This window comes from Candidatus Hydrogenedens sp., from assembly GCA_035378955.1.
Taxonomy (GTDB): Bacteria; Hydrogenedentota; Hydrogenedentia; order Hydrogenedentales; family Hydrogenedentaceae; genus Hydrogenedens.
The window spans coordinates 1-25,709 of sequence record DAOSUS010000019.1 but is presented as its reverse complement, the minus strand read 5'-3'; the positions used below and the strand labels follow the sequence as shown (position 1 = coordinate 25,709).

The following is a 25,709-nucleotide window of genomic DNA, read 5'->3' as shown; positions in this document are numbered from 1 at the left end:
GCTTTTATCCAGTGACATTTGTAAACGGTTGATTGGCAAAAAAATTCCAGGGTGTTTTTTCTTGAGCAGATTGCCATATCCATAATAGCAATTCCAGAAGATGGTAATCGCCCCATAGACACGACTCACCACAAGGAATGTTTCGTCCCGGTGGGATATAATCCCAGCCATTAGGCCGATGATATACTGCATGTAATAATAGTCCTTCATGATTCGCATCTGTAGATAGAAAATCTCGAAGCAAAATTGTTTTGGTTACTGTTAACCCTGCTTGATAATATTTTTTTCCTTTATTATCCTTCCCAAGATAGGAACCCAACCGAAGAAGTGCCTGTGCTGATATAACAGCCGAAGAACTATCTAAAGGTTCCACATCATTGTAAGGGTCTGCTGGAAGTTGCTGATATTTACCTATATAAGATAAGCCAGGAGCACCGGTATCCCAGAAAGGAATTCCATCGCTTGTAGTGTGTTCCATATAAAAATCGGCTGTAGCCATTGCCGATTGCGTCAATAAATCTAACCAATCCTCATCCTGCGTATATTCTTCCCATAAATGAGCGGGCAAAGATGAAAAAAATTCCAATTGTTCTACGCATCCTAACATTGCCCATGCTAAACCGCGTGTCCATGTGCTAAACGGAGAATATCCCTGTTGCGTAGAGGCACAACGGAATTTCCCCGTCTTTACATTAAACAGGCTTTCATGGGCGACCCTTCCACGGATATCATATATATCCCGACCCTTTCCAAAGTAGATGTTATATTTTATCGTATTCTTTATATGCTGAATAGCTCGTTCCAGTAGAGAAATTTCTTCATCACCTTCTGACTTTAATACCTGACCCAATGCCCATGCCAATTCAAGAATACGACAGGTTCGTATCGTATCAACAAATAAGGAGTGAGCACCGTTAAAGGAATGTATAAATCCGGTACCATCTTCAATTTTTGTCCAGCGACTACCCTGAACGGCACCTGAAACACGAATGGCCAATTGATACTTTGCCAATTCCTCCGGATCACATGGATAATGTCCTTGCAAACCCATCCGCCACAAATGCCCATACGAAGAAAGAATATTAAATCCATGGTCATGCACTCCTGTATGTGTGAGGTAAGAGTCCAGCCTATGGATATTTTTACGAACACTCTCTAATAATGACTGCTCACCGGTCATTTCATATAAAAGCAACGGTATCCCATAGAGAAATCCTCGGGTCCATTCTGTCCAGCCCCATGAATGGTATTTCCCTGCCTTTGTAAATACAGGCGATGTCGCTTGTTTTGACCAATATCCAAAAAGAGAGTTCGCCTTATATTTTGCAACAGGCAAAAAAAGTTGTATTATCGGAACAAGTTCCTGTTCTGTATAAGAATCCTCAACTTCCATAAGTTTATAATCTTATTGTATGATTACTATTTATCTTAACATGATAGAATATCACTATAATAAAATATTATTCTATTAAACATCTACTACGCAAAGTTTTTATCGGGCCTATAAGCAGAAAAATATTGACTATGGAAAATAAAGAAAAGGATAACTGGCTTAAGATTACAGATATTGTGCCAGAGCGTGCAACACCGATGTTACGGCAGTATTTGCGTGCTAAGGCAGAATGTGGTGATTCCCTATTACTATTCCACATGGGCGACTTTTTTGAGATGTTTTTTGATGACGCTTTTGAAGCATCCCAAATTTTGGGGATAGCCTTGACTTCGAGGGATGGTGAAAGTAAAGAAGGGAAAGTACCCATGTGCGGCGTCCCTGTTCGTTCTGTTAACCATTACCTCGCACGGTTAATAAAAGCAGGAAAGACAGTAACGATATGTGAACAGGTCGAAGACCCTAAATTAGCAAAAGGTATCGTCAAACGAGCCATTGTGCGAACAGTTACCCCCGGAACGATTATTGAACCTGAACTTCTGGAAGAAGGGTCAAACAACTATTTATCCGCTTTATGTGCTACTGAACAGAAAGCAGGACTTGCTCTGGTAGACATAAGCACAGGACAATTTCTGGCTTCTGAATTAGTCCCTCCTTATGAAAGGACCTTATCCGACGAATTAACACGCCTTACCATATCCGAATTACTTGTTCCTGAAAATATCGGTAAGGACATGGAACAGTTTCTCCTTTCTTCCTTCCCCAATCTAACAATTACCCGAATTTCTCACGATAAATTTGATACAGAGCTATGCACAGAGACCATTCTTCGTCATTATGGACTATCAACTCTTCGCGGACTGGATATGGAAAACAATGCAGAACTCATTACCGCGGTAGGGGTAATTCTTCAGTATGTTTCCCAAACTCAACGGGAATCTGCTCCCTTTATTGACTTACCTCGAATTTATAAACCTTCTGATTTTGTTATTTTAGATAGCAACACACAGAGAAATCTCGAACTAACCGAATCCCTTTTTGACCGTTCAAAGCAGGGGACATTATTAGGAGTGCTGGACCGAACACTTACACCGATGGGTTCTCGAAAATTACGGCAGTGGTTACATTATCCTTTACAGAAAATTGATGAAATATCCCAACGATTAAATGCCGTTGAGGAACTCAAAGATAATGTAGAACTACGAACCTTACTAAGGGAGCAATTAAAAGGTTTTGGCGATTTAGAACGGCTCCTTGGACGAATAACGGCACAAACAACAAACCCCCGAGATATAAGAGCACTAGCTCATTGTTTAAAAATCCTACCTCGATTAAGAAAACCCTTAGAAATCTGCTCATCAGAATTATTAAGAACCATCTACAACGCTATAGATGAACTCCCGGAACTGGCTCGTTATATTGAAAATGCGATTGTAGAGACACCTCCGGCATCGCTCAGTGATGGTGGAATTATTAAAGACGGCTACAATGCTCAATTAGACCATCTTCGTTCTTTAATGCGAGGTGGCCGCGAATGGATTGCTACCCTACAAAAAAAAGAACGCGAACGAACCGGTATCCAAACCTTAAAAATCGGATATAATAAAGTATTCGGATATTTTATTGAAGTTAGCAAAGGGCAAACATCCTTCGTTCCATCGGATTATATACGCAAACAAACACTCGTTAATGCGGAACGATATGTAACCCCGGAACTCAAATCTCGGGAAGAAGAAATCCTTACCGCACAGGAACGAAGTGTGGCTCTTGAAGAAGAACTTTTTATTGAGGTTCGTAATCATATCTCTGAAGAAGCCAAAAGAATCCAGCGGAATTCTGAATCCGTTGCCCTGCTTGATGTGCTTTTGTCTTTAGCGGAGGTTGCCAGTTCTCAAAACTATGTAAAACCGCAGGTAAACTCCTCTGATGAGATAGATATCGTGGGAGGAAGACATCCTGTTATTGAGACATTATTAGGTCCCGGTTCTTTTGTTCCGAACGATACTTATTTAAATACCCACGATAGACGGCTTGTGATAGTCACCGGTCCAAATATGGCAGGGAAATCCACCTATTTGCGTCAGGTAGCACTCATTACACTCATGGCTCAGATAGGCAGTTTCGTGCCGGCAGAGCAAGCAAAAATTGGTGTGGTTGACCGAATCTATACTCGGGTAGGAGCATCGGATAATCTTGCTCGGGGCGAAAGCACTTTTATGGTGGAAATGATAGAAACCGCAAATATTTTAAATACGGCAACACATCGTAGTTTATTAGTATTAGATGAAATAGGTAGAGGCACCAGCACCTATGATGGGATAAGCATCGCCTGGGCCGTTGCCGAGTATATCCATGACCGAATAAAGGCACGTGCTTTGTTTGCCACTCATTATCACGAACTCACCGAATTGACAAAGTCATTGTCGGGGGCGGTAAATACCAATGTAGGCGTCAGGGAGTATAAAGATAGAATTGTCTTCTTATATCGTTTATTTGAAGGAGCTGCAGACCATAGTTATGGTATTCATGTGGCAAAATTAGCAGGACTTCCCTCGCTTGTAATTCGTCGTGCCCACGAAATTATGGATTCTCTTGAAAGCGGTCAATTCGGAAACAAAGAAGAAGCAAAACAACTCCTTCTTTTTGATATACATGAAAAACATATCCCTTCGCCTGTAGAGGAAGAATTGGACAAAATTGACTCCGACCAACTTTCACCTCGGGAAGCCTTAGATATTCTTTATCATTTAAAGCGAATGAGGAACACTCCGCGACATCAGAAATAAATCACAGTAGATAGATAGAACAAATGCTGGTCTACATCTGCATCGGTTGCTACAAAGCCGAAAGTATCCTTTCGGACATCATTCCCCCAACGATATACATACGCAGCATCAATATTAATGCGGTTCTTGATAAGACATCCTGCACCTAAGGTAATCCCATAATAATTATCCACAGAGCCATCACCTTTTCCAAGACCAAACCAGCGGTCAGGTCTTCCGCTGGAGGGTTCGGGGTCATAAAAGGCTCCCGCACGAATACTGGGTAGGATGGACTGTCGCGGTTTATTGGGATTAAAAAATAAATATTCCGCTCCTATTCGAACTGTATAAGTAGCATCATGCGGACTCCAATCCACTGGCAGATTGGATACCCCTGAACGCTTCCGCATGAGCCAATTCCGATTTTCTGGGTCGTGTATTACAAACTGGTCCCATTCACAACGGGTAACATCAAAACTTAATGTTAATTTATCATTTGGAAAGCGATAAGCCACACCAATACCATACGAAGCCGGGAATGTATATTTCAAAGGTCGGCGACTATAGAAAAATCCTGGAAATCCCACACCCCGATTGATAATCCACCATTCTTCATAATCCACATCTGCGGTAAATTTTGAATGGTATACCGCCCCGATTTGCCATCTTTCACCAAGACGATATAAAGCACCCAGAGTAACATTCGTTCCCTCAAAATCGCGATATTTCTTTCGTATAACTGTATGAGAAAAGGAAGCACGGTTTACCTGTCCATTAATGTTTAATGTGCGATATTCTTCCTGGTCTACCGTCCATTCATTGTTTTGTATCAAGGATTGATTCCATAGATTTAGAACAAGACCAACGGACAAACGGTCGGTGATTTCAAAACCCAAAGCAGGTGATAGCGTTGCTAACTGCCCACTCTGTTTATATTTCACAAGCGAATGCAATCCTGCACGATTCCCTAAGGCTAAAGCAGATATGTCGCGATAATAAAAATCCAGTTCACGAGAAAAATCATACTTCGCCTGATAATTTAAGCTTAATACAAGATTTCTGCCTTTAATCGTTCTCTGAAATGGATAAACAAAACTCATGTAATTTAATTGGCTAAAATCAACCGAATAATCACCTTCTAACTCCGGATGGGGTAGAGATTCGAAATCTTCGCCGATATATTTGTAGGTATAAACCATAGAAAATTCTGGGCGTTCCAATTGGGTTAACCCACCGGGATTCCACGATGCCGCAGTAGCATCATCTGCTATGGCAATAAATGCACCGCCCATACCAATGGCACGAGCACCACTACCGATAACATTCGGAGAAGAATTAATCGGTATGCCCTGCGACCAAGCGTCATAGAGGGAAATCCCGATTGTTGTAAAAAAAACAATACTACATAGTAATTGAAGGAAGACCTTTTTCAATGGCTACGCCCTCCGAAGGTTTGGATGTATCTGTAATTACCTGCCCCCGTGCACTGGTCGGCGAAACATTTACAATTCGTGTTTTGTAAAGGATGCCGTAGTCCGCGGGTTGTGTTATTTCACCTGTTTCCGGGTCTGTCCATGCAGGAGAGGCTTCATAAAGAATAAGTGCATAAGTCCCCGGTCGAACACCGTCCTGCTCTGCCCAGTTAAATAATACTTCATATTTAGAATCCGAACCACGAAAATCTAAAACCTCCCCGGATAGACGCGGGAAGAAATCGGACAATTGTCTTGCAAGAACATTACATTTGCCTAACACAAGTTCTTTATTATTTACATCGTCAATAAAACCATCAAAGATAGAAATGACTTCCGAGGTCTCCGTGCTTATCAACCGTAATTTTACTTCTGCCGATTGTTCTCCCCGCGGAAACAATTCGCCCACCACAAAAACCTGAGCAGGGACCATCCGTCCGATATCTAATGCCCTATTGGGGTCAGAAAGTCCTGCGGATAATTGTTGTTCATTCAAAATATTTTGAAGATAAAGCCTGTCCAATACATAAAACCTCCCCTGTTTCCCTATACTTTCTTCTAAAACCGTTCTTAAGTCACTACCAAAGGTGTCTGTTGGCGTTCTGCCAGCAATAGCCAATAAAGCAATACTCATCTTAGTCTCATTCTTATTTATAAGAACAGGTTCTACCTTGACATTCATTTCCTTACTTGCTTTCTTACCCTGTGAATCTTGTGCCTCAACAGATAATTTTACTGTTCCTGTTCCGGAAGCCAATAAATCTGAAGGCAAAGGAACTCGTTTGTTGAAAGCCTCTTTAGGGGCACCTGTTAACTGGGTATATGGTTCCCCATTTATAAGCAGTGACTGCACGGCAGAAGAACTTGTAATCTCTCCCGCAACACGGATAACACGATTATGCCGTGAGGGTTGTTCCGGTTTGGGTGTCTTTATATTGATGTCTATTCCCGTATCCTCTGTTTGAGCCAATAATACCTCATTAAGCATAGGTTCGGATAAAACCGATGAAGCTAAAGCGTGATTAAGACGGATGCGTCGTTGAGCGAAACGCCATAACAAAGCCGATTGAGAATGGGGTTCCCCTTTGAAGGTTTTTATAGCAGTGCGTGTTTCATTACCAGCAGTATCACGAGCGGCAATAATGAAAACATTTTCCCCATCTTTCAAAGGCAAAACAGAACGAAACTCCTTGCGTTGTTCTCCTGTCCCCTCCAAAATAACCTGATTATTTAAAGAAACCTCTGCAATACCTGTATCATCCAACACAACACCTTCTAAAGTAAGTTCATTATCTTTTGTAACAAGATAATCCGCAGGTTTGAAAATGCCAATATTAGGACCTGTAAGGTCAACCTTTGCTGATAAATTATAACTACTCTCTTTACCTGCAAGGTCGCAAACCGTTATGACAAAATCTTGTTTCCCCTCTTTTGTTTCAATGGGCTGTTGGATGAGGGCTGATTTTTCTCCATGTCGCAGATATACAGATTGCTTATTTACAAAAATCTGCTCTATACCCAAATCATCGGAACATTCTATTTTCAAATAATTATTTGCTTCCCGAACAATCTCCGAAGAAGCCTTCTTTTTATCCTTATCTTTCGTTATCTCTGCACTTATTTCAACCAATTCCGCTTTTACCTTCGGGGGTTCACGGTCCTGCAATTCACCTTTGGATATGCGTTCCTTAATAATCATATCAAGGTAATATCTTGCCCGTTCCGTATCTACCTGAGATAAAGAATTTCGCAATAATGTTTCCGCCTCCGAAAGCTGTCCCTTCTTAAATAAGGTAATTCCCAGTTCGCGATTTGGAAAATATTCAACAAAATGCAAGCCATAAGTCCGTGCCTGCCATGTATCCCGTGAACGACTTTGCAGTGCTGTTCGTAAATCCTTTTCCGCTTCATTCAAAAAACCACCAGCTAAAAACGAGCAACCACGCTCATAGTAATTCCACCATCTACCATGGAAAACTCCGGAAGTTACGCCGTAAGTTTTTCCCTCAATAGTGTAATTGTCCGATGGCGAGGTTTGACAGCCAATAAAAATTGAAAGGCTTGTCCATATCAATACCGAAATGAAATATCCTTTTCTCACATAGAACTCCCTGAACTTTGTTTTTATATTTCCGTTTCTTTATTATTATTTTACCATTTATTATAAAAAAAAGAGATAAAATTTTTATATACTTATTTAAATATTACCATTTAATTTAATGATATCCAAAAAATAAATCCATGCAATACATAATTTTTGTCACCCTATTTGTTATATTTCAAAACGAAATCGTTCCAGCAGAAACTATAAATTATTTAAATACAAATGAATTTGCTTACGGTTTCAATCTGACTACTACCCGTCCCATTGACAAACCCAATATCCTTGGAACTCTTACCTTGCCTTCTCCTTCACAACCTGAGCATAAGCCCTTATGGCAATTAGCACAGTGGGCAACAAACTTCCCCCTATCTGCTGGAAACTTCAATAAGGAAGGTGAAGCAATGTGGATAGCCAATAATGAGGCTAAAAAAATCGTATTGCATGAAAAAAATAATCTATGGAGTATTATCTTAAATTGTAATGGTATTGTAGAATATCAGGGAAAACTGCGGAAATATGGCGAACCCTGGCCTCATCTTTTGATTGAAAAAAAATTTGCCGAAGGAATAAAAATAGTCGAAAATAAATTAGATTTAAATTTGGAATTTAAAATCATAAGTTGTTTATGTGACGAAAAATTAAAAGAAAACCTCGACCCGACATTACACACAGCACAAATCTCCGCCTTCTGGACGGTTGAGAACAACAATCCCGATAGTAAAGATTATCAAGAATTTTTCTGGTTTGGATTACCTCTTTTCGATGCTCGTTATTCAATTCCCCCGGAATATATAAATTTGGACAAAGGCTCTGCATACACAAGTAACAAATTAATTACAGTGATTGATGGAAAACGATTTTATAATAAAAATACAGGTGATGGAGATTGGAAAGTATTATCCGTATCTCTTAATCCTCTCCTCGAAGAGGCATTAAGCAAAGGACAGTCCCGCGGATATTTAACTAACTCGCATATTGAAGATTTTATCCTTACCTCATTTAATTTAGGTTGGGAAATAACAGGTCCCTATAATGCAGAGGTAGAAATACAAAATCTATCCCTTAAAGCTAATAAAAAAGAAAAGAAATAAGAAACTCAAACAATAGGAGATAATCTTATGAATAAACATTTACTCTGTATAGTAGTTTTATTAATCGTTCCTCTGACTTCTTTTGCAGAACGATGGGTTCACCCTGCAGTAGAAATGCTGGATATTGAGCATAAACCTCCGTTTGTAACTCTTTCGGATGGCAGTCTGGGAACTATTGATGCAGATGGTTTTCGCGTAAGTAAGGACGATGGAAAAACATGGTCGGAACCTGTCCCTGTTTGCAAAGGATTAGATGTTGAAGAGCCGGCTTCTTATTACCTCTTACGAACAAAAAACAATACTCTCATTTTTGTTTATCTGAATTTTACAGGCAAAAAATTCGACTGGGATGAAAAAACCAAAGAACCCCGTGAAGGTTGTAAGTTAGAAGTCTGGTCAATACGCAGTCTCGATGAAGGAAAAACATGGATAGATAATCAATGTATCCTTGATGGCTATAACACAAATTTTTTTGCTTTGATACAAACCCGTTCTGGAAGGGTTATTGTGCCATTGGACCATTTAACCAGCAATCCCGGGCATTTTATGGTATGTTCCGTTTATTCCGATGATGAAGGGAAAACCTGGCATAGAAGCAATTGGATAGATATAGGTGGACACGGACACCACGATGGAGCTATGGAACCTACATTAGCAGAATTGAGTGATGGTCGGCTCCTTATGTTAATTCGAACCCCATTAGACCAATTTTGGCAGGCTATCTCTGAAAATGACGGTAAATATTGGCGGATTATTCAGCCCAGTGGAATAAAGGCAAGCAATTCTCCCGGATATTTATTGCGATTGTCCTCCGGTAAACTTGTGCTTGTTTGGAACCAACTAAACCCTGAAGGTAGAGATTTTCCTAAAAGTGATATGCATCAACATACAGAATTCCCTTCCTCATGGCATCGGGAGGAATTATCTATTGCCTTTTCGGACGATGATGGAAAAACATGGACAAAACCTGTCGTTATAGCCCGTCAACCCGGCGGACAATTAAGTTATCCTTATATTTTTGAACGCAGACCTGGCGAACTGTGGATAATTCCCGGATTTGCATTTCAGAAAATGTGGGATGACCCCCTTCCTCTGCGAATGAAGATTTCTATAGATACTTTTCTCAACTCCACAAAACAGTAGAATAATTGAGCAGAAACATTTGAATCGTTATATCTGAAAAAATAGTAGTCTTATTTTATTCTTGTATTCTATACAATCAAATTTATCAATTATGTGTATTAACTTATTTTATAAATTTCCTGAGATGCCACAAATAGGGTATTTAAACAAGTTTTCCTATATAGTTTTTTCCCCTCTTACTACATAGGTATAATAAATCCTGTTTTGTTTTAAATCTTTCATAAAAAGGAATTCCACACATGCAACGGTTAAAATTTATTTTTTTGTTATCTTTCACAATATTTTTTATTCTAACAATATTTGCAAGAGCGGAAGAAGTTTCGTTCGTCGTTGTATCGGATTTGCATATAGCAGAAAAGGAAGGCGTAAAGCATTTTATAGCATTTGTTAAACAGTTAGATGAATTAAAGCCTAAACCTGATTTTGTGGTCATTACAGGAGATATTCATGCAAAAGAGTTCGAAAAAGTTTTCAATGAATTAAAACCAACAATACCTTTTCACATCGCTTTTGGAAATCATGAAAAGAGAGAAGATAGAAAAATATTAGCAAAAATGTTCCCGGAAGATTTTAAGGAAAAGGATTTTTATTCTTTTGTTTATAAACAAGTGAAATGTATTGTCCTTTGCGATGCATCTGATACAGGTGACCATGTCGGTCATTTTGAATCTGAAGGGATTAAAGGACAGGAACAACAAAATTGGTTCGAACAGGAATTAAATATAGATAGAAAACAATTTCCCTTCATTTTCGTGTTTGCGCATATTCCACCTAATCTTGAAGGGAAAGCAGGAAATATGTATCTCTCTTCTAACGACCAAAAAGCACTGAAAGAGATATTTAAGAAATATAAACCCAATGCTATGTTTTGCGGACATCTACACAAAAAAGAAAATTGCATTATCGAAGAAACTCCCGTTTTTATACTTCCCTCACTGAATTGGAATTTTGAAAACTTTTCACCAGAGTTTTATCATGTAAAGACGGAAGGGAAAACCTATCATGTTGATGTTATTAAATTGAATATTCCTGAAGAAAAATGAAAATTTAAATCATCTACTCAATTTATATATGATATGTATTCCCATTAAGTTTTTTTAAATAACCCAAAAAGAAAAGGAGTATTGTTATGAGATTAAAGGATAAAGTAGCCATTATTACAGGTGCTGGTTTGGGTATGGGTCGTGCGGCTTCTGTTCTTTTCGCACGCGAAGGTGCCCGTGTATTGATATTTGATATGAATGAAAAAGCAGCGCGTGAAACGGAAAGTATTATAAAAACCGAAGGTGGCAAATGTGCCATCTTTGTCGGTGATGTAAGCAAAGAAGCCGATGTAAAAGCCGGCGTGGAAGAGGCTGTAAAGCAATTCGGTAAATTGAATATCTTATATGCTAATGCAGGTGTATTATGGAAAGACCGCGATAAGTCTGTTATCGAAACTACCGAGGAAAATTGGGACATTGTGCAGGCGATAAATTTAAAAGGTGCTTTTTTCCTGACAAAACATGGCATTCCATATTTACAGAAAGCAGGTGGTGGTTCCATCATACTTGTAGGTTCTATCTCTGCCTTGGTTGGATTTACTTTAGCTCAGGATTCTTATACCTGTGCCAAAGGAGCATTAATTTCATTAGCAAAATCATTAGCTGTGCAATTCGGTCCTGATAATATTCGTTGCAATATTATTCATCCGGGCATGGTAGATACACCCTTACAAGAACCGTATTTAACACCCGAGAAGAAAAAAGCCATTGGGGATAGTTTACCTTTGAAACGATTAGGAAAACCTGAAGATATTGCGTATACGGCATTATTCCTTGCCTCTGACGAATCCAGCTGGATGACAGGTGCAGAACTAATAGTAGACGGTGGATTTATAGCAACATAATAAAAAGTTTACCAGCGAAAACGAGCGATGGAAAATACAGAATTTTAAAGTGTTAAGGAAAATGAAGTTTTCAATTTGCAATATAACGAACGGTAGGTATATATTATATCGATTTTATTCTAATTTTGCATTTGATTATAATTATAGAAGTTTTTTATAGTTATGTTTAATTTTAGTTATCTATGGTAATTACAATACACTAAACTCAAACTTATATCGAGCAGGCAGGTTTTGTATTTATGAGCAAATACACAATTAAAAAAGGCTTAGACCTTCCTATCACAGGCTCACCGGAACCCGTCGTTGATGCGAACAAAACCGTTAAAAGGGTCGCTATACTTGCACATGATTATATAGGTATGCGTCCCTCTTTTAAGGTTGCCGTGGGCGACAAAGTAAAACGCGGTCAAATTTTATTTGAAAACAAAAAATTACCGGGAGTTGTTCATACCAGTTTCGCAAAAGGAGAAGTCAAGGCAATTCACCGGGGTGAACGAAGGGCGTTGCAAAGTGTTGTAATTGAAATTGAAGAAAGCGATATTTCTGGAAGACCGTCTGCAAATGAACAGGTCTCATTTGAAAATTACAAAGGCAAACCGATTGCTAATTTATCCGATGATGAAATCCGCGGTTTACTTGTAGAATCCGGGATGTGGTTATCGTTTCGGACACGCCCATTTGGGAAAAATCCGGCGATTGATAGTATTCCACATTCTATTTTCGTTACTGCCATGGATAGCAATCCATTAGCACCAAATTTACAATTATGCGTAAAAGACCGAGAAGAAGATATATCTGTAGGTTTGGAAGTGCTTAAACGTTTAACAGGTGGAAAAGTATTTTTCTGCCAATCACCGGGTTCTGATTTTGGAGTAAAAGGTGATGGAAAAATCCAGGTGGAAGAGTTTGAAGGTCCGCATCCCAGTGGCTTGCCTGGAACACATATCCATTTCCTTGACCCGGTAGACCGCAACAAAACAGTATGGTATGTTGGATTGCAGGATTTAGTTTCCATAGGTTTCTTGTTTAAAACGGGACTTCTGGATTTACAGCGTATCATTACTCTTGCGGGTCCCGGATGTAAAAAACCAAGATATATAAAAACCCGTTTAGGAGCCAGTATAGATGAATTGGTTACAAACGAACTTAATGCGGGTGAACAACGGGTTATTTCCGGTTCTATATGGTCAGGGAATATAGCCAAAGGCGAAATATTTGGTTATTTAGGTCGTTATCATCAGCAAATTTCCGTCCTTGCAGAAGGTAGAGAACGGGAATTTTTAGGCTGGTTAGCACCGGGCAAAAATAAATTTTCGGTATTAAACCTTTTCGCTTCTTCATGGTTCGGCAGTAAAAATAAAAAATTTGATTTTACAACGGCAATGCACGGTGGACATCGAGCAATCATCCCCATTGGCGTGTATGAAAAAGTAATGCCTTTAGATATCATTCCAACCTTTTTACTTCGTTCCCTTGCAATGGACGATATAGAGCGAGCGGAACAATTGGGATGTCTTGAACTTGAAGAAGAAGACCTTGCCCTTTGCAGTTTTGTATGTCCCGGAAAAAATGATTTTGGTCCTATGTTGAGAAGAAATTTAGAGTTGATTGAGAAGGAAGGATAAATATATGAAATGGCTTCGAAATATTTTAGACCACCAGGGAAAAATGTTTGAACCCGGAGGAAAATTAGCATGGCTTTATCCTCTGTGGGAAGCGAATGACACCTTTCTTTATACGCCAGGAACAGTAACGAAAGGTGCCCCTCATGTTCGGGATGCTATTGATTTGAAACGACTTATGATAACTGTCGTAGTTGCTTTAATCCCGTGTGTAATTATGGCTCTCTACAATACAGGACTGCAGGCGTTTTTAGGTATTGAAAGTATGGGTCTATCCCCAGAACAGGTACCGGGTTGGCGTGCGGCTATATTTCGTGCGTTAGGTTTAGGTTTTAATCCAGGTAATATAATTTCCTGCATTCTTTATGGAGCACTATACTTCTTCCCGGTTTATATCGTTACATTAGCCTGTGGCGGTATTTGCGAGGTTATTTTTGCAATTGTTCGCAAACACGAAATTAGCGAAGGATTTCTGGTAACCAGTCTTTTATTTCCATTGATACTACCCCCACAGATACCGTTATGGCAGGTAGCCATCGGTATTATTTTCGGTGTTGTGATAGGGAAAGAAATCTTCGGAGGTGTTGGAATGAACATATTGAACCCAGCACTTACCGCACGTGCCTTTTTATATTTTGCCTACCCAGCACAGATTAGCGGTGATAAGGTTTGGGTTGCGGTTGATGGATATAGTGGCGCAACCAGTCTTGCCATCATGAAGGAGAAAGGAGTTGAAGCACTCCAAAGTGCAGGCGTGTTTTCAATCAACCTGCATGATGGTGTTACCAGTTGGTTAGAATCTCTCATAGGTTTAGAACCGGGCTCTATGGGAGAAACATCCGTGATTGCATGCTTGATAGGTGCTTTGATTTTAATTTATACAGGTGTTGGTTCATGGCGAACGATTGCTGGTGTCTTTTTAGGTTCGGGGATTATGGCACTTTTATTAAGTTTTTACCATTCACCCACAAATCCTGCCTTTCAGGCTGGACCTCTATGGCATTGGGTTATCGGAGGATTAGCCTTTGGTGGTGTATTTATGGCTACGGACCCTGTTTCCTCTCCATTTACAGATACGGGTCGCTGGATTTACGGCTTATTTATAGGTTCTTTTGTAGTTCTATTAAGAACAGTGAACCCTGCATATCCGGAAGTAACCATGTTGGTTATTTTGTTTGCCAACATTTTTGCTCCATTAACAGATTACTTTGTAATGCAATCGAACATTAAAAGGAGATTGACGCGCCATGCAGCGTGAAGGAAATCTTTATACAGTTATTTTTACGACTGTCCTTTGTGGGATATGCTCCATCCTTGTAGCAAGTGCGGCAGTCGGATTAAAAGAACGGCAACAAATCAATCAGATTCTGGACCGACAACATAAAATATTACTCGTGTCCGGTCTGGTAAATCCTTCGGAAAAATTATCCCGTGAAGGGATACAAAGTAAATTTAAAGAGAATATCGAAACAAGGCTTGTAAACTTTGATACGGGTGATTATGCCACAGAGATTTCTCCGGATTCTTTCGACCCGAAACGAGCTCTGAAAGACCCGAACCTGAGCAAAAAAGCACCCCCGAATTCTGCTGGTTTGATTGATATGCCAAAGTATGGATTTGTTTATATGGTAAAACGGCAAGGACAAATAGATGAAGTTGTATTACCTATTCAGGGACGGGGCTTATGGTCTATGCTATATGGTTATTTAGCCCTGGATAAAGATTTAAATACGGTTCGTGGAATTATTTTTTACGAACATGGAGAAACACCGGGTTTAGGTGGCGAAATTGAAAATCCTAAATGGTGTCAATTATGGGTAGGTCGTAAGGCTTATGATTCCGCTGGAGAAGTCAAATTATCTGTTATTAAAGGACAGGCAGGCTCTCCCGATTCTGACCCGCACCATGTAGATGGTTTATCCGGTGCTACTATGACCAGTCGTGGCGTTACAAACTTAGTCCAGTTCTGGCTAAGTGATAGTGGATATGGAAAATATATCAAGAACAAGAAACAACAAGGGAGTTTATAAATATGAGTGCTATCTTAGGTAAAAAAGAACGCTTTGTATTAACTGACCCGTTGTTAAATAATAATCCTATTACGCTTCAAATATTAGGTATTTGTTCTGCTTTGGCTGTTACTACAAAATTAGACAAAGCCATTGTAATGGCGCTTTCTCTCACGGTAGTAACGGCCTTCTCCAACTTATCTATCAGTCTGATACGGAACTTAATTCCTACAAATGTGCGTATTATTATCCAATTAACAATCATAGCATCATTAGTTATTATAGCAGACCAGGTTTTGAAAGCTTTTGTTCCTACAATTAGCAAACAATTGTCTGTATTTGTTGGGCTCATTATCACAAACTGTATTGTTATGGGTCGTGCCGAAGCGTATGCTATGCAGAATCCACCCTGGGTAAGTTTTCTGGATGGTATAGGGAACGGTTTGGGCTATAGTATGATATTAATCATATTAGGTTTCTTCCGAGAATTATTCGGCTCAGGAAAAATTTTGGGGTATACCGTATTAAAAACGGTTAACGAAGGAGGTTGGTATTACCCGAATGGCTTATTACTTATGGCTCCGGGAGCCTTATTTATGATAGCAATGATTATCTGGCTACTTCGGACATGGAAACCTGAACAGCAAGAGAAGGAGTAATTCTACCATGTTTGAGCATTACGCAGGTCTATTTATAAAAAGTGCTTTCATCGAAAATATGGCACTGGCTTTCTTTTTAGGTATGTGTTCCTTCATGGCGGTATCACGAAAAGTAGAAACAGCCATGGGTTTGGGAACTGCCGTGATATTTGTTCTTGTGCTTGCAGTTGTTACCAGCAACCTCATTTTTAATTACTTACTTCGGGAAGGGGCTATGGCATGGATACATCCCAGCCTTGCCAATGTAGACCTTGGCTTTTTAAGCTTCCTTGCATATATTGGTTCCATTGCGGCATTGGTGCAACTGGTAGAGATGTTTTTAGACCGTTTCGTTCCTTCTCTATACTCTGCTTTGGGGATATTCTTGCCATTAATTGCGGTAAATTGTGCCATATTAGGTGCGGCTCTCTTTATGGAACAGAGAGATTACGCTTTTGGTGATGCTCTCGTGTTTTCAATTGGTTCCGGTATCGGATGGGCATTGGCAATTATTGGTATGGCTTCCATACGCGAAAAATTAAGGTATAGCAATGTTCCCCCTGGATTAAGAGGTTTGGGACTTGCTTTTATTCTAACCGGTTTGATGGCTCTGGGTTTCTTAGCATTCTCAGGGATTCAATTATAAACAGTGAAAAAGGTAACTTTTAATTTGAATAAACTAAAGGATTAAGGAATTACAAGCATGCAAACAGTATTGCTTGGAATGTTAATGTTCTCATTAATTGTGCTAACGCTGGCTATTTTTTTAATGATTGCAAAAGCAAAATTAGTAGCCTCGGGTAATGTAAAAATTATCATTAATGACGACCCGAACAAAGCATTAACGGCTCCTGTCGGAGGAACGCTTTTAACCACCCTTGCAAATCAGAAAATATTTATTCCTTCTGCTTGCGGAGGTAAAGGAAGTTGTGGTGTTTGTAAAGTGGTCGTGAAAGAAGGTGGCGGTTCCCTGCTTCCCACAGAACAAACACACATTAACCGTGGTTTGGCAAAAAAAGGGTACCGACTCGCTTGTCAGGTAAAAGTAAAACAAGACATCAAAATAGAATTACCACCGGAAATTTTTGAAGTTCGCCAGTGGAAATGTAAGGTCAAATCCAATCGTAGTGTGGCAACCTTCATTAAAGAATTGGTACTACAATTACCGGAAGGAGAGGAAGTCCCGTTCCGTGCCGGTGGTTATATTCAAATTCAGTGTCCACCTTATAAAATCTCATACAAAGACTTTGATATTGAACCCCAATTCCGCGATGTATGGGATAAGTTCAAATTATGGGATATCGTCGCAGTTAACGAGGAGCATGTAACGCGAGCCTATTCAATGGCAAATTATCCCGATGAAAAAGGGATTATCATGCTCAATGTTCGTATTGCATTACCTCCTCCGAATGCAAAAGGGATACCACCAGGTATTATGTCCTCCTATATTTTCAGTTTAAAACCTGGTGATGAAGTTACAATCTCCGGTCCCTTCGGTGAATTCTTTGCAAAAGAAACCAATCGTGAGATGTGCTTCATTGGTGGTGGTGCCGGTATGGCTCCTATGCGTTCCCATATCTTCGACCAGTTCAAACGCCTAAAAACAAAGCGTAAGGTAACTTTCTGGTATGGAGCACGGAGCAAACGGGAAATCTTCTACGAAGACGATTTCAATATGATTCAAAGAGAAAATGAAAATTTCCAATGGCATATTGCCCTTTCCGAACCCTTACCCGAAGATAACTGGACAGGACTGACGGGCTTTATTCATCAAGTTCTACATGATGAATACTTAAAAAATCATCCTGCACCTGAGGATATTGAATATTACATCTGCGGACCTCCTCTCATGTTGTCTGCATGTCTGAACATGCTTCATAGTTTAGGTGTTGAGGACGATATGATTGCTTACGATAATTTTGGATAATAACAAACACATTTTCAAGGATATTAAAAAACTTCTTCCCATCCTGCGATGGGGAGAAGTTTTGCTTTTAATTTGCTTACTTATTTCCTGCTCCGCAAAAGTTCCTCCTTATAATATTTTTTCTTTTTCAGGCAACACAATGGGAACAAGCTATCAGGTCAAAATCGTTTTGCCAAAAGGACAAGTTTTGCCCGAAGGTATTGGCGAAAAAATCTATGCTTGCCTTTCAAAAATAGATGATTTAATGTCCACTTACAAATCGGATTCGGAGTTAAGTCGCTTTAATCAACATAAAGACAATACCCCTTTCCCTGTTTCTATAGAAACACGAGAGGTATTTAATATTTCTCTTGAAATAGCCCGACAGACAGATGGTGCTTTCGACCTTACCGTGTTTCCCCTCGTAGAAATTTGGGGGTTTGGTCCCAAATCTATTCAACAACCCCCAACAAAAGAACAGATTGAAAACGCCAAAAAAAATGTAGATTATCAGAAAATAGAAATCCTACCGGAAGGAATAAAAAAACATAATCCTGAAATACAGTGTGATTTTTCGGCTGTAGCCAAAGGATATGCAGTTGACAAAGTAGCAGAATTATTAGACCAAAATTCTTTCAATAGTTACATGATTGAAGTAGGTGGAGAGGTTCGTGTAAAAGGAGAAAAATTCCCCGGTACCGCATGGACTATCGGGATTGAGCGTCCCGTTTCTATGGAGCATTCAATCTTTCTTGCTATAAAACTCAAAGACCGAGCCATGGCAAGTTCCGGTAATTATCGAAACTTTTACTTCTGGGAAGGAAAAAAATACTCTCACGAGATAGACCCGCACACAGGTTATCCTGTGCCAAATACCATTGCTGCTGTTTCCGTTATAAATCCCTCCTGTGCCTATGCAGACGCTTATGCTACAGCATTTATGGTTATGGGAAAAGAAAAAGCATTCCGTTTTGCCGAAAAATATCATATTCCCGCTCTCTTCATTTATCCCATCAACGAAACACAATTCAAAGAGCAAACCACCTCTGCCTGGGAACAAATCATTAATAATTCATCAAGATAAATGCCATTCCTTTTCTCGGTATTTTATAATATATCTAACAAAACAATGAGATTGACTTTAAACAATTCCTATGAAAACATTCCATAAAATCATCATTGGTGATTCACGAAAGATGAATGAGATTTCCGATAAGAGCATTCATCTAATCATAACCTCTCCCCCTTATTGGCAGCTGAAAGATTACGGTGTAGACAACCAGATTGGTTTTAATAATTCCTATGAAGAATACATCCATTATCTTAATCTGGTATGGAATGAATGTTATAGAGTATTACATGATGGCTGTCGGCTATGCATAAATATTGGCGATCAATTTGCAAGGTCTGTGTATTATGGTAGATATAAAATTATTCCGATACGGACTGAAATTATAAAATTTTGTGAAACAATTGGCTTTGATTATATGGGAGCGATTATATGGCAGAAGCCTACAACTATGAATACTACTGGAGGTGCGTCTGTAATGGGAAGTTATCCCTATCCAAGAAATGGGATTATCAAAATAGACTATGAATTCATTTTGATATTTAAAAAACCCGGAAATCCTCCTGTTGTGCCGAAAGAATTAAAAGAAAAATCAAAATTAAGCAAAGAAGAATGGAACGAATACTTCTCCGGGCATTGGAATTTTAATGGAGAAAAACAAACAGAACATATAGCTATGTTTCCTGAGGAATTGCCCAAACGACTAATAAAGATGTTCAGTTTTATGGGTGATACCGTATTAGACCCTTTCTTAGGAAGTGGAACAACTATTTTATCAGCAAAAAACTTATGTCGCAATTCTGTCGGATATGAAATAAATAAGGAATTTCTCCCGATTATAAAAGATAAACTAGGTATTAACCATGACCTGTTATTTTCAAAAGATGATTTTGAAATTTCTTATCAGAAAAAATTGGACATAAATTGGAAAAATGAGATTGAAAAATTACCCTATATATTTAAAGACCCTATTCATTTTGATAAAAAAATCAATCCCAAAGTATTCAAATTCGGTTCTAAAATTGACTTAGAAAACGAATACAAAAGAGAAGAATACTTTACAGTTAAAAAGGTTATCAGTCCAGAAGAATTGATTTTAAGTAATGGCATAAAAGTCAAATTGTTAGGGGTTAAAACAAATAGTAAAAAAGAACAAAAAGCCGTAAAATTCTTAATCCAAAAAACAAAAAATAAAAAAGTATTTCTAAGATATGACACTACCAAATATAATTCTGAAAATACTCTTCTGGTATATTTTTATTTAAAAAACAAGACATTTGTAAATAGTCATCTTATTAAAAAAGGACTGGCAGATGTAGATGTTTCATTCGATTATTCCTATAAAGATAAATTTATAAAATTGAAAGAACAAATGCATGGCTAAAGAATGGATTTTAAATAGTGCTATCAACCGATGGGGATTACAGAAAAAAAGGATATATAACAGAGAAATCGTTAATGAAATAAGACAAGAAATTGAACGATTGAAAGGAATTTAATCTGTAAAAGTATGAATGCTCGGGAGCGTGTTATTGCGGTAATTAAACATGAGAGGTTTGACCGAATTCCTATATACGGTTGGGTTCGGGCAAATTTAGAAGAAGTAATAAATAAAACCTTTGGGTCTGTCAAAAATTTTGAAGACCGTTATGAATTTGATTGGGCACATCTTTTCGGAGGACCTTCCATATATCCACCTTCCACAATCGAAGAACTAAAAAATACCGCATTAAAACTTGGAAAAGTTATTTATCCTGCCGATGTGCTGGACCTCCCTTTTACTGACCCGGATGATGAAGAACCCTATCAATCTTTAATTCAGGAAATTCAGTTTTATAAAGAGAACCGACAACGATTTACTCTTGTCCAGGTACCGGGTTGTTTTGAGTTTTACAATGACTTATTTGGTTTGGAACATCAATTAATGTATCTGCTCGAATATCCTGAAGAACTTAAAGAACTTTATCAGCGGCTACTAAAATGGAGCATCCAATTATCTATGAACTGTATTGACCTTGGAGTGGACATGATTCATGTATCGGATGATTGGGGTTCGCAAAAAGGACTGCTGTTTAATAAAAGTATCTGGTGGGATTTGATATTTCCTTACCATAAAAAACTTGTGGATGTGGTAAAGAAACGAAAGGTATTTGTAAGTTTGCATAGTGATGGAAATATCAACGATATTGTGGAAGGTATTGTTGAAATAGGCTATCAGGTAGTTCATCCATGGCAGGAATCTGCCGGAATGTCTCTCAAAGAACAAAAGAAAAAATATTCCGATAAATTTGTTGTAATGGGTGGATTAGATGTGCAAACAGTTTTGGGTTTCAAAGATTATTTCAAGGTGCAATTGGAAATTGACCGTGTCTTGAATTTATTTAAAGATAGCGGCCTTCTATTTTGCACCTCACATTTCGTTCAACCTCATTGCGAGATTGAGGAATTATGTTTTGCTTATGATTATCTTTATCATCGTGTCCGTGAGTTATCCGATGAAAATAAAAACTTTCTTATCCCATAACTCGCTAATAACAATCCTATGAATAATGCTTCTGAATATAATCCTCTATTAACTTTATAAATTGGCTTGCTAACTCTTCTGCACTGCCACTTAATACAGTTTTCTTCTCTCCATCTATATAAACAGGACATTGAGGATGTTCTCCATTACCCGGAAGACTAATCCCTATATTCGCAAAACGCGATTCACCGGGTCCATTAACAATACATCCCATAACAGCAATGTTCATTTGTTCAACCCCTCTATACTTCATTCGCCAGTAATGCAAATGCTCCCGTATATATTTTTGCACCCGTTCTGCTATTTCCTGAAAGGTATGATTGGAAGTGCGACCACATCCGGGACAGGATATAACCTGAGGTGCAAACTGACGGATACCTAACGATTGCAAAATCTCCTGAGCCACATATACCTCTTCCCTACGGTCATTCCCCGATGTAGGTGTCAAACTAACGCGTATGGTATCCCCTATCCCCTCCGACAAAAGTATTCCCATTACAGTTGAAGACCAGACAATCCCTCGTATACCAGAACCCGCTTCTGTTAATCCTAAATGTAGGGGTTGTTGCGTTCGTTTGGATAATTCCCGATATACACGAACCAATTGTATTGGAGAACTACTTTTACAGGATATAACAATTTGTTCCGGTTTCAACCCTGCTTCCTGTGCCATATCCACAGATTGCAAGGCAGATAGCACCATACATTCATCATATATTTCATTACTGGTTTTTGGATGAGCAGATTTTGCATTGAGTTCCATCTGCTGGACAACAAGGTCTGCGTCTAATGAACCAATATTCACTCCTATTCGAACGGGTTTATTGAGGTCTTTCGCAATTTCGCATATCTGAATAAAATGGATTGTTTTCTTGTCCTTTACACCTACATTTCCCGGGTTGATACGAAACTTATCGAGGGTTTGAGCACATTCGGGATATTTGGATAATAAAATGTGTCCGTTATAATGAAAATCACCCACTAACGGAACATCCAGTCCCATATCTTCCAGTCGCTTTCTTATCTCCGGAACACTCTTTGCCGATAGGGCTGTGTTAACAGTCATTCGGACAATCTCCGCACCTGCTTGGAATAGGTCTGCCACCTGTTTTGCTGTTGCCTCGGCATCTTCTGTGTTCGTATTTGTCATCGCCTGAACAACAATAGGATATCCCCCACCTATAACACAATCCCGTACATGGACGGAATATGTTTTTTTTCTGCGATGAAAAATTCCAGCGTTTTTACTCATTACTTTCGTATTTACTAACTTTCCGTACCAGTTTCTGTCTTAATGGTTTCTTCTTTCTTTCTACGAGGTTGCGGAGTTATCCCCTGATAAGCCGTTCTTCCCGTTATAAAGCAAAGCAGTGTTAACAGTCCTAATAAGACTAACATCCCTATCAAATTTCTTCGTTCTGCCTGTGTCTTTTTTGTCCACCAATCTTTAAACCCGCCTAAAAATGCGGGCAAATTCCCTTTACCGCCGCCATCTATTTTTATCGGTGCCATTTCAAGAGAACTTGTATTCTCTTTACTTGCTGACGAGGCAGATGTATCGGTCCCGGTAGTTACTGCAAGTTCTTGTTTTGGCGGGCTTTCAATAGGTTCTATTGCGGGTTTTGACGCAATAGAAGTGGTATTTTCTATATTTTCTGACGATTTCTTTTCCGCCGTTTTTTCTCCAAGAGTTGTAGGTATTTTGTTTTTTTCAAAAGTTGGAGGAGGTTTGGCACCCCCCCGAATTTCTTTAGGTATTTCAAATGGTTTTAACGGTTGTCCACTGGCTATTCCCTGAGCTCGTCCCTCTTTGGGGGAATTTGGTTTTGGAAAATTTGCTATAGGGAAATTAGGCTTGGAGGAGGTATTTCCTTGAGAACTCGGTTTTGCCAGATTACCTCCAGTTCCAGGAAAATCAGGTCTTGGGAAAGTAACCTCTTCAGGTTTCTGTGTTTGTGTTTTATCTGTGGGTATTGGAGCAGTTGCCGTGGATGGCACCTGTTGCCGATTTGTAGTTGTTTGAGTAGGTTGATTGATACGCGTTGTTGGTACAGATGGAGGAACAACAACAGAACCTCCACCAACAGGTGGTGTTACAGTCCCTCCGGTAGTTGGTGTTTGCGTTTCCCGTTCTAATACACGAACAATCCTATTCGCCGAAGAATTATTTCCTGCATTATCACGCACCGTGTATGTAAGAGTATATTCTCCAGGTTGATTTACATCTACATTTCCACTTACCTGAACACGGTCTGTTATATCCCCATCTGCATTATCCTGTGCTTTATAACCAGGTTCACGATATTCTGTACCTTGATAGACTACATACGGATTATCACCCAAAAGTGAAATTTCTGGAGGAGTACGGTCTACTCCATTAATTTCTGTAACTTCGGGTGGTGATACCAGTCGGGGACCATTAGTCCTATATTCCACCTGCCCGGAAATCGTTTTTACTCCAACTGCATTTTCAGGCACTTGAACCGTGTATGCGAAAGAGCATGGAAAAGGCGGAGGTGTTATCCATGCAAATTGTAAAGTTCCTGCTGTGCCTTGTGCCGGTGCTATGGGAGGTGGTTCTGTTGATATACCCCGCATACCCATAAATGTCCAATCCGCAGGTAACATCTCGTATAAACCTATCGCCGTTACGGGATAATTCGGGTCAGGAGCATTACAATATATATTGACAACAATCTCCAATGGATTTCCTGGATTATATTCCCTGGGCACCTGCCTCGATAAATGTATTCCTAAAGGATTTGAATTGGCTTCGTGAACAACCGGGGATGTTTGTTGAGAATTAAGAACAAAAGAAGGAACTAATATAAACAAAAACAAATTTATTTTATGTAGTTTGAACATTTGCGATAAACCTTCGCTGAATATTTTTTTATTGCTATACATTTTACCAGGCATCGTTGCACATACTAAAAATACAATTGAAAGACAATATCAAAACGATTAAAACCAATTTTTCGACGACGAAAAATTTATAATCGTATCTTTAACTTAAATCTCCTTCATGTGTTGCAGATTATTCATCAGGCCAATACTTATCAAAAAAAGGTCTCTTGGGTCCCTGAGGAACATCTTTGAGTGGTTCTGCAAACTGTTGAAAAAATGCCTCCATATCACCAAAACGGTCTACTCGAAAACCTTCTGCCAATGTTCCTTCCGGCAAACCACACTCTTCCGCAATTTGTGAACATTGCATATAAATTACCTGCTCCAGAAGACCACTATAATCCCCCGAATAAGCCTCTTCGATAACAGAAACACGATAACCCCATGTTTTCAATTGCAAGCGAAATTGATTTAGTATATTTCTCATCATGGTCTCGTGAGCAGACAAAGCTTGAACTCGATTGGGGAAAAATTCGGTTATATCTTCTGCATAGGTAATCTTCTCTAAATTCCGTGCAAAATACCACCGTTCACATACAGAAAAAGGTTCCAATCCCTCCTTAAAATGCTCCGGATGGTGTAGGTCAAAACAAGATACCCAGAGGGCTTCTTCCACAGCCCTTGCTACACGAATATGGTCCATATTCGGTTCAAAATGAGCATACGGGTCAAAACTAAAAATCGCATACGGCTTATACTTACGAATTAGGTATACAAACCTTTCACGCAACTTCGTCAGAGGTATATCAGCGAGCGTATCGGTAGGAAAATCCAAATCCACAATCTCTTTTATCCCCAAAATGCTACATGACTTTTCTAATTCAGCCCGATTCCGCCGTTTTGTTTCCTCCATCGTTAATCCCACAGAATCCCGGGCATCATCTGTAACACGAATCAATATGATATTCCAGCCATTTGCACTCCATTTCGCTAATGTACCCCCACAAAATGCAGCCGCATCATCTGCATGCGGTGCAAAAACCATCACATTATGCATATTATATCTCCTTCGTCTTGTATTAAGTTATGAACTAATTTTATTATCCCAAGCATTTAAAAACAAAATCATGTCCTAATGATAACTACCTCGAATTTCCATAAACATGAAAAAATCAATAATATTTGAGATCTCTGAATAAATGTTTTATTTTTTAATTATTGTAATACAGAGGGAGATAAGA

At 39.0% G+C, this 25,709-nt stretch carries 21 protein-coding genes; 15 read left to right on the top strand and 6 right to left on the bottom strand.

Annotated elements, in window-relative coordinates; genetic code table 11:
- Positions 1 to 4: 4 nt before the first annotated feature.
- Positions 5 to 1,393 (bottom strand): glycoside hydrolase family 88 protein, encoded by a 1,389-nt coding sequence (locus tag PLA12_05900; protein HOQ32029.1) that lies wholly within the window; start codon positions 1,391 to 1,393, stop codon positions 5 to 7.
- A 131-nt stretch (positions 1,394 to 1,524) separates the two neighbouring features.
- On the opposite strand from PLA12_05900, the gene mutS reads away from it, so the two are divergent.
- On the top strand, positions 1,525 to 4,176 hold the full coding sequence (mutS, locus tag PLA12_05895; GenBank protein HOQ32028.1) for a DNA mismatch repair protein MutS: 2,652 nt from the start codon (positions 1,525 to 1,527) through the stop codon (positions 4,174 to 4,176).
- Here the strand turns inward: mutS and PLA12_05890 are convergent.
- Both PLA12_05890 and PLA12_05885 read right to left on the bottom strand, forming a co-directional pair.
- Positions 4,167 to 5,588 carry an outer membrane protein transport protein gene (locus tag PLA12_05890; GenBank protein ID HOQ32027.1) on the bottom strand — a complete coding sequence of 474 codons (1,422 nt, stop codon included), beginning with the start codon at positions 5,586 to 5,588 and terminating at the stop codon, positions 4,167 to 4,169. The two genes, mutS and PLA12_05890, sit on opposite strands and share 10 nt — an antisense overlap.
- Positions 5,557 to 7,728 carry a CsgG/HfaB family protein gene (locus PLA12_05885; protein HOQ32026.1) on the bottom strand — a complete coding sequence of 724 codons (2,172 nt, stop codon included), beginning with the start codon at positions 7,726 to 7,728 and terminating at the stop codon, positions 5,557 to 5,559. The genes PLA12_05890 and PLA12_05885 overlap by 32 nt, the downstream gene beginning before the upstream one ends.
- Positions 7,729 to 7,868: 140 nt before the next feature.
- On the opposite strand from PLA12_05885, the gene PLA12_05880 reads away from it, so the two are divergent.
- The 14 genes from PLA12_05880 (at position 7,869) to PLA12_05815 (ending at position 21,621) form a co-directional block, all read left to right on the top strand.
- Complete coding sequence (locus tag PLA12_05880; GenBank protein ID HOQ32025.1) at positions 7,869 to 8,822, top strand: hypothetical protein; 954 nt, start codon at positions 7,869 to 7,871, stop codon at positions 8,820 to 8,822.
- A 27-nt stretch (positions 8,823 to 8,849) separates the two neighbouring features.
- Positions 8,850 to 9,965, top strand: coding sequence for a sialidase family protein (locus PLA12_05875; protein HOQ32024.1), 1,116 nt, complete (start codon positions 8,850 to 8,852; stop codon positions 9,963 to 9,965).
- 239 nt (positions 9,966 to 10,204) lie between these two features.
- Positions 10,205 to 11,008 carry a metallophosphoesterase gene (locus tag PLA12_05870; GenBank protein ID HOQ32023.1) on the top strand — a complete coding sequence of 268 codons (804 nt, stop codon included), beginning with the start codon at positions 10,205 to 10,207 and terminating at the stop codon, positions 11,006 to 11,008.
- An 86-nt stretch (positions 11,009 to 11,094) separates the two neighbouring features.
- Complete coding sequence (locus tag PLA12_05865) at positions 11,095 to 11,853, top strand: glucose 1-dehydrogenase (protein ID HOQ32022.1); 759 nt, start codon at positions 11,095 to 11,097, stop codon at positions 11,851 to 11,853.
- Between the two features lie 239 nt (positions 11,854 to 12,092).
- A complete protein-coding gene (locus PLA12_05860; GenBank protein HOQ32021.1) occupies positions 12,093 to 13,478 on the top strand; it encodes a Na(+)-translocating NADH-quinone reductase subunit A in 1,386 nt (461 codons plus the stop codon).
- Positions 13,479 to 13,482: 4 nt separating this feature from the next.
- The gene (locus PLA12_05855; protein ID HOQ32020.1) at positions 13,483 to 14,733 is read left to right on the top strand and encodes an NADH:ubiquinone reductase (Na(+)-transporting) subunit B; all 1,251 of its coding nucleotides are present in this window, start codon (positions 13,483 to 13,485) and stop codon (positions 14,731 to 14,733) included.
- Positions 14,723 to 15,505, top strand: coding sequence for a Na(+)-translocating NADH-quinone reductase subunit C (locus PLA12_05850; GenBank protein HOQ32019.1), 783 nt, complete (start codon positions 14,723 to 14,725; stop codon positions 15,503 to 15,505). Before PLA12_05855 ends, PLA12_05850 begins: the two co-directional genes overlap by 11 nt.
- A 2-nt stretch (positions 15,506 to 15,507) precedes the next feature.
- Positions 15,508 to 16,143, top strand: a complete 636-nt coding sequence (locus tag PLA12_05845) for an NADH:ubiquinone reductase (Na(+)-transporting) subunit D (GenBank protein ID HOQ32018.1) — start codon at positions 15,508 to 15,510, stop codon at positions 16,141 to 16,143.
- 7 nt (positions 16,144 to 16,150) lie between these two features.
- Positions 16,151 to 16,768 carry an NADH:ubiquinone reductase (Na(+)-transporting) subunit E gene (gene nqrE, locus PLA12_05840; protein ID HOQ32017.1) on the top strand — a complete coding sequence of 206 codons (618 nt, stop codon included), beginning with the start codon at positions 16,151 to 16,153 and terminating at the stop codon, positions 16,766 to 16,768.
- A 57-nt stretch (positions 16,769 to 16,825) separates the two neighbouring features.
- Positions 16,826 to 18,049 (top strand): NADH:ubiquinone reductase (Na(+)-transporting) subunit F, encoded by a 1,224-nt coding sequence (nqrF, locus tag PLA12_05835; protein HOQ32016.1) that lies wholly within the window; start codon positions 16,826 to 16,828, stop codon positions 18,047 to 18,049.
- On the top strand, positions 18,027 to 19,112 hold the full coding sequence (locus PLA12_05830; GenBank protein ID HOQ32015.1) for an FAD:protein FMN transferase: 1,086 nt from the start codon (positions 18,027 to 18,029) through the stop codon (positions 19,110 to 19,112). Before nqrF ends, PLA12_05830 begins: the two co-directional genes overlap by 23 nt.
- Before the next feature lie 70 nt (positions 19,113 to 19,182).
- A complete protein-coding gene (locus tag PLA12_05825) occupies positions 19,183 to 20,481 on the top strand; it encodes a DNA methyltransferase (GenBank protein HOQ32014.1) in 1,299 nt (432 codons plus the stop codon).
- Positions 20,474 to 20,596: a hypothetical protein gene (locus PLA12_05820; GenBank protein HOQ32013.1), complete on the top strand. Its 123-nt coding sequence runs from the start codon at positions 20,474 to 20,476 to the stop codon at positions 20,594 to 20,596. Before PLA12_05825 ends, PLA12_05820 begins: the two co-directional genes overlap by 8 nt.
- 11 nt (positions 20,597 to 20,607) lie before the next feature.
- Positions 20,608 to 21,621 (top strand): uroporphyrinogen decarboxylase family protein, encoded by a 1,014-nt coding sequence (locus PLA12_05815; protein ID HOQ32012.1) that lies wholly within the window; start codon positions 20,608 to 20,610, stop codon positions 21,619 to 21,621.
- 16 nt (positions 21,622 to 21,637) lie between these two features.
- Here the strand turns inward: PLA12_05815 and ispG are convergent, their stop codons facing one another.
- From ispG to PLA12_05800, 3 genes are all read right to left on the bottom strand, one after another.
- Entirely contained in the window at positions 21,638 to 22,873 is a 1,236-nt protein-coding gene (gene ispG, locus PLA12_05810; GenBank protein HOQ32011.1) for a flavodoxin-dependent (E)-4-hydroxy-3-methylbut-2-enyl-diphosphate synthase, read from the bottom strand.
- A 14-nt stretch (positions 22,874 to 22,887) separates the two neighbouring features.
- Complete coding sequence (locus PLA12_05805) at positions 22,888 to 24,486, bottom strand: DUF5011 domain-containing protein (protein HOQ32010.1); 1,599 nt, start codon at positions 24,484 to 24,486, stop codon at positions 22,888 to 22,890.
- A 172-nt stretch (positions 24,487 to 24,658) separates the two neighbouring features.
- Positions 24,659 to 25,525, bottom strand: a complete 867-nt coding sequence (locus PLA12_05800; protein HOQ32009.1) for a PIG-L family deacetylase — start codon at positions 25,523 to 25,525, stop codon at positions 24,659 to 24,661.
- Positions 25,526 to 25,709: the final 184 nt, after the last annotated feature.